The organism is Hominilimicola sp. (assembly GCF_046972485.1).
GTDB classification, from domain to species: Bacteria; Bacillota; Clostridia; order UBA1381; family UBA1381; genus Hominilimicola; species Hominilimicola fabiformis.
Genome location: NZ_JBKVWU010000096.1, coordinates 1 through 8,361 on the forward strand (window position 1 = coordinate 1; position 8,361 = coordinate 8,361).

The following is an 8,361-nucleotide window of genomic DNA, read 5'->3' on the forward strand; positions in this document are numbered from 1 at the left end:
TCTTAGGTCGGTGTATTGAAGTTTAACGTCTTTTTGCACCGAGATTTCAGTATTTTGAAAATCGGTTGCTTTGATTGAAATAACGCCTAAAACAGCTTTACTGTCTACAGTTAATTCGCCCGTCGTTTCATTGATTGAAACACCTTCCATGCTTTCAATTTCTTTCGGTTCAACGCTCCAGTTTATTTTTCTTCCGACCATTTCTTTGTTTATTTGGTCATAAAGTTTTGCCGAATATGTAAATGTTTCTTTTGCATTATCCGGAATAAATATCGAATCGGGTGCCTCGACAAATTCAATCTTATCTGCAGCACGTTTCGTAATATTTATTGTCTTTCTTTGAGCATTTTGCGGTTTTACCTTAGATGATGCTTGTATAACAAGCTCACCTGCCTGCGTGTCTTTATCAACCGTAAAAGTATTTGTTTTCTCATCGAATTTAACACCGTCAGGCATTGATACAACTGCTATTTCCGCATTTCTGTTCATTTCCTGTCCGTCTGTACCGATAACTGTTGCAGTATATGTATACTGTTCATTATCTTCACCGTCAAGAGGTATTGCTATTTTGTCATCTCCCTCTATTTCTATATGGTCTTCATCGACAACAGTTACTGTAAATTCTTTTGTTTTTCCTTTTTCTGTAGTTGCACGATATTTTATTTCGTGTCCGCCTACTGTTTTGCTGTCTATTAATATCTGAGCACTTGAATCGCTTACCGATTCGGATATTACGCCATCAGGCAAATCAGATATTAATTCAAACTTTTCAATATTATCATTTGAAATTTCACCTTTATAATCATAATGTACAGGCTCTAATGTTTCCGAATACATACCCGATTCAGGGATTTCAAATCTTGTATCTTCAAGGACTATATCATCTCTTGCCACATCGTAATATACCCACTTATCATCTTCGTTCACAAGCATAAACAACTTTGTCTTTGACGCTACGAGGAACATACCGTCGTTTATTGCGCTTATTGAACGAATTTCTTCATTTGACTCTGAACCATTGCCCGATTCCGCAATCATCCACGGTACATCAACGGTAAGTGACGAACTGTCATTCGGAGCGATTAAAATTTTACCCGAGGCGGTACCGAGAACCACGTTATCACTGTTTACTCCGACAGAGGTAAATTTTTCAGTGTTATCTGTTCCGTCAGACAATTTCATTGCCGAAAAATTATTATACTTTGTCGTTTCGTCATTCATCAAAATTCTAAGTACGGCAGTTCCGTTTATCATAACCCAACCGTTAAATCCTTCGACATATTCCATATCGTAAGGCTGTGCCGAAATATTTGATGTCAATGTAGTCTTTGTACCCTCTGCGTTGAAATACCATATTTTGTACTGGTCGCCTACCGCATATCTCATAGGGTCACTTGGTGTTAAACCTATGGTTTTAGCAACTGCACTTTTGTCAACCAACTTGAATGCTGTTGAGTCACTGCTTATAGGAGGAGTGTCGTCAAGGCTGTTATAAACCTTGACAACTCCTCCTGCCGCAAGAGCCAATGTCTGACCGTTTGTTGCAACCGTTGTATTTGAACCGACCATACTTTCATTTGTCGATTCGCTCCAAGTTGTACCGTCATCTGAAATAAAGATTTTATTATTCGCCGCAAGTACAAACTTTTGTTCTTTCTCCCACCATACAACTACTTGTCTTGTATTAGGATTACCGAAATGTTTTGCCTGTGACAATGTTTTTTTCAAAGTCCAGTCACTGCCGTTATCTGAAACATATATTTGTGCCGGTGTTGTTCCCGAGCTTAAATCTTTTGCAACTGCTACATAAATACCTAATTCGGGACTGTAACAAGTATCTACAAAAGTGTATGTTCCCGATATTGAATCAGCCATAACAGGTGTTACAGAAACTATGCTAAACAGCATTATTAAAGAAATCAGTGCTGATAGTATTTTTTTCAATTATACTCACCCTTTCTATTTTTTTACTCCCACACTTTCGTCTTTTAAAAGACCGATATTTTCAAAATCAATTTTAGGTAAATCAGGATTTTCCTTATAGACGCTACTGTCTTCCTTTATTGTGAAATCTCCTCCGCTATAATTAACAAATCCCGGATCAGACTTTGTAATAATATTACCTGCCGCCTCTACCAATCGGTCATTTGCGAAAAATCCTTGTGAAGCAGGATTGCCGTTTATTGTACTTAGCGGGAATTTAATATTTACAATTAAATTATTATTAAACTTATTTGCATTTTCATATGCCGCAAAATGATGTTTAAAGAAGTCAGCCACTTCCGGATTGCTTTCCGAATATTTCGGACTGTATATCTGCCACTGTGCATATATTCCTTTTACGCTGTCTGACTGCACATCCCATTTAGCGTCCGGATTATATGTATGAGAACCTTCATATGTACCTGACGTATCTATAAATATATTACCGTTTACAACGTTATCAATTCCTTGTGCACATACACCTCTGATTCCGTTTGCATTTTGATAACCTATATTATAGAATACATTTTCAAGTACCTGTAATCCGTTACCGTTGTTATCGGTACGAATACCTGCAACGTTCATTTGCTTTTCGGTAAATGTCTGCTGTCCCAAATCGTGTATAAAGTTTCTTCTAATAACAACATTTCTTTCCCAAGGATACTGATATACATTCATATAAATAGCATCCATATCGTGGAACTCTTTAACTGCGTCATATATGTTATTATACTCAATCGTATGATTAGGTCCGTATATAATAACTGCCGAATGCGGCATATCGTGAACCTCATTATGACTTACTGTTGTTCCTACAGAACGATAACCAACAAGTATACCTGCCTGATAAGAACGTTCTATTTGAGCGGCTTTGTAAATATGGTTATTTTCTACAACATTTCCGCTTGAGATGATATTGTCATAATCACCGCCGCTTATGCTGATACCCGTACTGCCAATATCGTGGATTAAACTGTTCTTTACAGTACATTCCGTACCGCTCAGATATACACCGTTTGTTCCCGTATCTGCTATTTCACAATTTTCAACCGTAATATTTTTTGCGTCTTTTATACGGATAACTCCGGCTCTTGACGATTCCATTTTCAGATTCTTAAATGTTACATTACTTACATTTGTACCCGAAATAAGATTTTCACTTAATTGTGATAACCAAATATCCGAATTTTCGTTAAATCCGTCTTTCGGATATAAGTACAACATTTTTGTATTTCTGTCGATATAATATTCACCCGGTTGGTCAAGTTCTTCAAATATATTTTCGTATCTTATAAAATGCTTTGAATAATAGCTTGTAACCGAACCTTCTTTTAATGTGATTTGTCCCGGCTCTATTTTTTCTATCGGGAAGTAACCGTAGAAATAGTTTGGTCCTAAGACACCTGAAGTATATATTTCATTGATATTTGTTTTCCACTTAGTAGGACGGTCATAATCAATTTTATAAACCGCACCTTCCAAAACTCCTTTTTTACTTCTTGCACCACTTCTTACTATATCGGTTGTACCTACCCAATCACTGTTAGGCCATCTTGCAAGCTGCATTCTGTCACTGTCAATGTATAATTCCGCTTGCGGTATCACATCGGCTGAAATTCCGTAACCACGTCTTGAAAGTTGACCTAAATCTTCAATACCCATTTTTCCGAGGTCTAATTCCAATACTTTATCTGATACCGTTTTATCAAGAAGTTTTGACGCCATATCCGATGAAATCTTCTTAAATTCATTATACGGCAACTTTGTTCCGCCTGTAATTCTTGCAACTTCTCCCGGATACGAAGAATATGTAACAGGATTATTTTCTGTTCCCGAATCATTAGAACCAAGTTCTAACGATTTATCAAGTACATAATCCCCTCCGCGAAGGTAAACTGTTATTCCGCCGTCAGGATAATTTCCGGAAGATATAATTTCACGGACTTTATCTCTCGCTTTTTCAAGTGTTTTTAACGGTGAGTCAATCGTACCGTCATTTTCATCATTTCCAGTATTTGCAACATAAATTATATTTTTCAAAATAGGATTATCAATAATTCCGCCGTTATTATTGGTAAAGTTACCGACTTTAATCATTCGGCTTATTATAACACACGCCTCTGCTCTTGTGGTATAACGTTCACTTCTGAAACTGTTATCTTCATAACCGTAAAGCAAATGCTTTGAATATGCCGCAAGTACATATTCTTTGTCTTTGTTATAAATATCGTAATAATCCGAAATGCGTGAAATCAACTCGTTTCGTTCATTTCCGCTAACTTCATCAGCACCTATAGCCCTAACGCATATCTTGGCAATCTCGCACCTTTTTATAGGACGATTATATTTGTCAAATTCATCTTTATAGATTAACTGTTTTTGCAATGCTTTTTCAATATAAGGTGCTGACCAGTTTTGAGGCTGAGGTGTAACCTCTATATCCATTGCGGCTATAACCATTTTTATAAATTCATCAACATTTACATTGCTGTCAGGTCGGAAAGCAAGATTATCGCCCTCTACAATCTTTTCATCTGTCAATTCATTTATAAATCTTAATGCCCAATGACCGCTTACATCTGTATAATCTGCAAATACAGATGTTGCCCCAAGCTGAATAAATATAATTGTTGCTAACATTATAGCAATCTTTTTCACAGCTAGTCCTCCTATATAAATTACTGTATTCCAAACGAACTCATTTCAAATTTCGGAAGCCCTTCAACAAGTAATGTTGCCGACGATGAAAGTTCCAAATTACCGTTATCATATGATACAAAACCTGGATCTGACGTTGAAACATAATTTCCCGACGCCGCTGTCAGCATTTGCGAACCTCTGAATCCTTCCTCATTTTGTGTACCGTTAAAATTACTTAGCGGTATTGATATGTTTATTATCATATTATTTTTAAATTCATTTGTTTTCGACATATTCGGATGTTCATAAAAATAATTATACAGTTCCGGAAATTGTTTACCGTAAACAGGCAAATATTTTTCCATTTGCTTTTTCAAATCAGCGACTTTTGCACCATTAATTGTATTTGCAACCTCAACACCGGAACTGTTTATTATCGTATCTGGATATAAAGTACCGTCATCGGCAGTTTCAATTTCTTTGTATTGAAGTGTGTTGAAATATGCCTCATTGCAATCCACGAACAAATTATTGAAAATTCTGTTTCGTGTGCCTTCGGCAGTTATTGCTCCGATGCCGTTGTTTCCGTTGCCGTTGCCGCCGTCGCCGATATTATAGAACAAATTCTCATATATATTAAGTCCGCATCCACGATTATCTGTACGAATTGCTCTTACATTAATCTGGTGTCTTCCATTCATTGAACTTTTGCCTATATCGTGAAAATAATTATTATGAATTTTATTACCTCGTTCCCAAGGATAACTTGAATTGTTGCAATACAGAGCGTCCATATCGCTGAATTCCGTAACAAGATGATCAAATTCATTACCGTAAATATCGTTATTTACACCGTAAAATATCATTCCGGCATGCGGGCCGTTATGTATATGATTGTTTGCTGCGGTTGCACCCACACATCTGTATCCGAAGTCTATACCTGTCTTGTAACTTCTTTCAAGTCTGGCAAAGTTATAAATATCGTTGTTTGACACAACAATGTTACTTGGTGAAAGCGTCTGATAATTTCCGCAACTTACAAATAAAATTCCGTCTTGTCCTACATCATGTATTTTACAATCACTGATTGTTATATCGGTTGAAGCGTCAAAACGTATTCCGTTTTCGCCGAAACTGTTAATTTCACAATTAATGAATTTTATATTGCTGTTATTCTTACCCGTTATCGCCGAACCGCGTCCGCCTTTGAATATAAGATTTTCAAAAACTATATTCTTGCTGTTCTCTATTCTGAACATAGAGTTAGGAGCTTTTCCGCTTACATCCAATGTCGGTGTTGACATTGTGATTGTAAGTACGGAATCTTTTGGTGCATCCTCGGGTGGATAAAAATATAACATTCCGCTTTGTCTGTCAATGTAATATTCACCCGGTTCATCAAGTTCTTCCGGTACATTTTCAAATCTGTAATACGGCTCTGTATAGTATTTTTCCAAAGCACCTCTGCTTAAATAAACACGTTTTTCCTCCGAATCAAATCTGCTTACAGGGTAATAATCAAATTCATAATTAGGTCCTATTGTTCCCGATAACCAAGCTTGCTCAAGTTTGCTCCATTGTGACGGACGGTCGTAATTCACTTTAAAGCTACATCCATTTGCAATTCCCGACTTTGTTCTTTTTCCGTATTCGTTAGAATCTGTCGGTTTTATCAGCCCTGTATATTCACCGTTCGGCCACCCTGCAAGCTTTTGAACTTCACCGTTAAGGCTTAATTCTGCCTGAGCCTCTTTTTCATCGGAAATAAGGTGTCCTCTTAATGAAATTTCTCCAAAATCCTCAATTTGTGCATCTTTTAGATTATATTGCAAGACACTTCCTGCATTTGGTTTATCAATAATTGCATTTGTAAAATTCGAATCGGCAATGTTCATAGCTGAAAGAGGAATATCAACACCTGCATTTATTGTAACCTTTTCATCTTGATATGCACTTATTTTAAGTAAAGAATCATCTTTTTGAGAATTTATAATCTTTATCGTGTTTGTTACACTGTAAGTACCTTCACGCAACAATATTTCAATTAATTTATCGGAATCTTCTCTCATCTCATTTGCAACGTCTATTGCTTTTTCCAACGTTCTGAGGGGTTCTTCCTCACTTCCGTCCCCACTGTCGTCACCGACAGTGGAAACGAAAATCTTTTGACCGTCCATTAATTGAAAGGGATTGATGCTGCTGCTCGAGGTACCATATTATTTAAGTTATCCCAAAGCATAACCTTTCCTGTGGCTGCACCTACTGTTGTAAACTTATTAGGATATACTGATTGGTTTGCTTTTGTAATTTCGGCATCTTGTTTTACCGCAACGCTTATAAGCTTACCGTTACTGTCATATGCCGCAAAGATTACTGCATATTTACCGCTTGGCGCATTTACTACCGCTTTACCGTTTTCATATCTTATACTGTAACCTGACGGATCAGGTGTCGGTTCTTCGGTTGGTGCCGTAGTCGGTGTTGCTGTCGGTTTTGTCGGATCATCAGTCGGAGCCACTGTTGGCTTAATCGGTTTTTCCGTTGGTGCCGCTGTTGGCTTAACCGGATTTTCCGTTGGTGCTGTTGTTGGTGAAACAGTTGGCTTAATTGGGTTGTCTGTCGGTGTCGAATTAACTACCTTACCATTATACCACTTTGTATTACCAAGAGCAACAAAGGTATCTTCATCTGTAAATTCGATATTTCTTAACGGCTCTGATATTTTATCTTCTGCCGCAATCGAAATTTCTTCCCACTTTGTTTCAGCCGTTACGGCCACGTTATCTGTTTTATATAACTTACCGCTTTCGGTTCCTACTACTATATATTTGTCACTTGCCCCTACACCGACAATTTTTTCGCCGTCAGCAACAGTGATTTTTGCAATATTTTTTGAATCGGTTACTGCATACAATTTTTCCGAACCGTCTACCATAAAATATTGGTCTGCCTTTTCTGCATATAGTGCATCATAAGGAGCATTTTCTGTCATTGTACCTGCATTGTTATTCTTTAAAGTCCAAGTATATTTTGGTGATGTCGCTTGGAAACTCAAATCATATGCTTTATACCTGTCACATATGAACATTGCAACATTACCTTCACTGTCTGCCGGTTTTGCAACCGCTACTTGTGCATAATATCCTGACGATTTAGGAATTACATATTTGTTATTTGCAAATTGTTTAGTCTGTAAATCAGCCGTTGCGTTAGCTGAATCTTGTCCACCGAATGCAAGTTGATTACCCGATGTTGTCAGCATTGTATTTGTGGTCCAATGCAATGCCGTATTTTCTGTCCAAGTCACGCCGTCTGTTGATGTGTATGTACTTGCCGCACCGTGAGCTACAAAAATATTATTTGCTTTCCAATATACTAACTGTTGTTGTGAATTTTTGTTACTTGAGATTGTTGCTTTTTCTGCTAACGGTTGATTTTCACTTGCCTTCCATGTTTTACCGCCGTCTTTTGAATAACAAAGCTGAGCAACTGTTCTGCCCTCATCCTTTGCCATTGCGACAAGATTATTTCCGTTAGACGCAATATCTACAAAACTGTAACCTTCCGGTAAAAGTTCATCCTTAGGTTCTTCCGTCGGTTCAATCGTTGGTGTTGCTGTCGGCACTGTTGTCGGTGTCACCTCCGGTTTATCCGTTGGATTTACTGTCGGTGTCACCTCCGGTTTGTCTGTCGGATTTACTGTCGGTGTCACCTCCGGTTTGTCTGTCGGATTTACTG

3 protein-coding genes and 1 pseudogene are annotated in these 8,361 nt (G+C 37.5%); all 4 read right to left on the reverse strand.

Going from position 1 to position 8,361, the window contains the following annotated elements; genetic code table 11:
* The coding region (locus ACLTU0_RS09145; RefSeq protein WP_412322146.1) for a hypothetical protein at positions 1–1,944 on the reverse strand (1,944 nt) is incomplete at its 3' end.
* A gap of 15 nt (positions 1,945–1,959) precedes the next feature.
* Positions 1,960–4,641: an S-layer homology domain-containing protein gene (locus tag ACLTU0_RS09150; RefSeq protein ID WP_412322147.1), complete on the reverse strand. Its 2,682-nt coding sequence runs from the start codon at positions 4,639–4,641 to the stop codon at positions 1,960–1,962.
* 20 nt (positions 4,642–4,661) lie between these two features.
* Positions 4,662–6,800, reverse strand: coding sequence for a right-handed parallel beta-helix repeat-containing protein (locus tag ACLTU0_RS09155; RefSeq protein WP_412322148.1), 2,139 nt, complete (start codon positions 6,798–6,800; stop codon positions 4,662–4,664).
* Positions 6,800–8,361 (reverse strand): annotated as a pseudogene (locus ACLTU0_RS09160) (hypothetical protein); the annotation flags it as partial. The gene ACLTU0_RS09155 and the pseudogene ACLTU0_RS09160, both read right to left, overlap by 1 nt.

What these genes read in the sequence shown, in the direction of transcription:
- ACLTU0_RS09155 (WP_412322148.1), bottom strand. Translation starts at nt 6,800, where the DNA reads ATGGACGGTCAAAAGATTTTCGTTTCCACTGTCGGTGACGACAGTGGG.